Source organism: Mesorhizobium sp. B1-1-5, assembly GCF_006443065.1.
Lineage (GTDB): Bacteria > Pseudomonadota > Alphaproteobacteria > Rhizobiales > Rhizobiaceae > Mesorhizobium.
Window position 1 is genome coordinate 1 of sequence record NZ_VFWS01000254.1, and the last position, 2037, is coordinate 2037.

The following is a 2037-nucleotide window of genomic DNA, read 5'->3' on the forward strand; positions in this document are numbered from 1 at the left end:
ATCGCCATCAGAAAATTGGCTTCGGCCGAGCCGTTGGTGACCATCACCTCGTCGGCCGTACGATTCTTGTATGTGGCCGCGATCGCCTCGCGAAGGACGACGGCACCGTTCGTCCAGCCGTAACCGAGTTCGGCGGCAAGCACCTTTTCGCGTTCCTCCGGGCTCAGCAGTTCGTTGAGCGAATAGGGGTGTACCCCGCTATCGGAGAGGTTGTACTCGACGATGTTCTCGTAGAGCGACTGGATGCGTTCGAGGGTGAATTCTTCGATCTGCATGTGTGTACGATTCCTCTTCTTCAGGAAGCCGCGCGGGCCGGTGAGGTCGCGTTGGCCAGGATGCCTAGCACAGTTCTGTGCAACTCAGGTGTGGCGCTGGCCACGACGGAACGGCGGCCGGAACGGATCGTCAGCTCGCCGCCCTGCCAGTCGGTCATGACGCCCCCGGCGTTACGCACGATCGGGATCAGCGCGCAATAATCGAAGGCGTCCAGCCCCCCGTCCACATTAATGTCCAGCGCGCCGTCGGCGACGCGGCCATAGGCATGGCAACCGCCGCCATAGACGCTCCAGCGCACCTGGCGGCGCAGCCTCTTGTAGGCGGCCGTATCCTTGTCGTCGAAGGATTCCGGGTTGCCGTTGCCGACAAGGGCCTCGCTAAGGTCCTGGCAGGCGCGCGTGCGTACGGGCTTGCCGTTGAGGGTGGTCGGCGAACCGTCGGCGCCCAGCCAGCGCTCGTTGGTGACGGGATTGTCGATGACCCCGAGCATGGGAACGCCGTTGCGGGCCAGCGCGATCAGCGTGCCGAAGGTCGGAATGCCGGTGATGAAGGCTTTGGTGCCGTCGATCGGATCGATGACCCAGACCCATTCCGCGTCGAGGCCGACGGACCCAAATTCCTCGCCGAGGATGCCGTGGTCGGGATACGCCTCCTGGATGCGCGCGCGCAGCCTCTCCTCGACCTCCCGGTCTACCGCGGTGACAGGGCTTGCATCGCCCTTGGAAACGAAGCCGTGTTGCTCGCTGAGCGCTTCCTGGATTGTCGCCCGGCTGACGTCTGCCAGCGAACCGGCAAAAGCCGTAAAGGTCTTGGGGTCAGATGCCGGCATTGTCGGCTCCCTCTATGAGTGGGGTTGCGGGTTCGCCCAGAGGACGCGTGTGTCGTGAAAGCCTGTATTCGAGGGCGCGCAACGCCGTGGTGAGCACGTAGGTAATGGTGAGGTAGATAAGCGCCGCGGTGATGAAGAGCTCATAGGGCGCGAAGGTGCGGGCGACGATCGTGTTGGCGGCGCCGGTCAGCTCCATGACGGTGATGGTCGAGGCGAGTGATGTGGATTTCAGCATGCTGACCACCTCGTTGCCGTAAGCCGGCAGGGCGATGCGGAAGGCGCCCGGCAGGATGATCGTGCGGTAGGTCAACGCCGTCGACATGCCGCAGGCACGCGCCGCCTCGATCTCACCGGCTGGCACCGCCTCGATGGCGCCGCGCAGGATGTAGGCGGTGTAGGCGGCCGTGTTCAGGCTGAAGGTCAGAATGGCGCACACCCAGGCCTGGCGCAGATATGGCCACAGAAAGCTGTCGCGAACGACCTCGAGCTGGGCGAGACCGTAATAGACAAGGAAGATCTGGACCAGGAGCGGCGTGCCGCGGAAGAAGTAGATGTACCAGTGCAGCAGGAGGCGCACCGGCGCCGGGCCGCTGACGCGCAGGATGGCGACGGGAAGTGCCACCGCCATGCCGCAGAAGAGTGAGGCGACGAGCAGTTCGATCGTCGTGACGGTGGCCGACAGCAGCGCCGGCAGGCTCTCGACCATAAGCTCGAAGTTCATCGCGCCAGCTTCCTCTCGCCGCGCGTCGCACGCCGTTCCAGCGCGTCGACAATCGAGGTGTTCAGTATGGTGAGCAGGAGGTAGATCAGCGCCGCGGCGAGGTAGAAGCGGAAGGGTTCGCCATTGACCTGCGGCGCCATGGTGGAGATGCGCATCAGCGCCTCCAGCCCGACGATGGAGATAAGCGACGTGTCCTTGATGAGCGAGATCC

General features: G+C 64.2%; 2 protein-coding genes and 2 pseudogenes. All 4 read right to left on the reverse strand.

Annotated features, from left to right (window positions below; translation table 11 throughout):
* Positions 1-275: pseudogene (locus FJ980_RS30090) on the reverse strand (aspartate aminotransferase); the annotation flags it as partial.
* Between the two features lie 20 nt (positions 276-295).
* On the reverse strand, positions 296-1105 hold the full coding sequence (hisN, locus tag FJ980_RS30095; protein ID WP_140500676.1) for a histidinol-phosphatase: 810 nt from the start codon (positions 1103-1105) through the stop codon (positions 296-298).
* Positions 1092-1826, reverse strand: a complete 735-nt coding sequence (locus FJ980_RS30100; RefSeq protein WP_140547246.1) for an ABC transporter permease — start codon at positions 1824-1826, stop codon at positions 1092-1094. The genes hisN and FJ980_RS30100 overlap by 14 nt, the downstream gene beginning before the upstream one ends.
* Positions 1823-2037, reverse strand: a pseudogene (locus tag FJ980_RS34905) (ABC transporter permease); the annotation flags it as partial. The pseudogene FJ980_RS34905 and the gene FJ980_RS30100, both read right to left, overlap by 4 nt.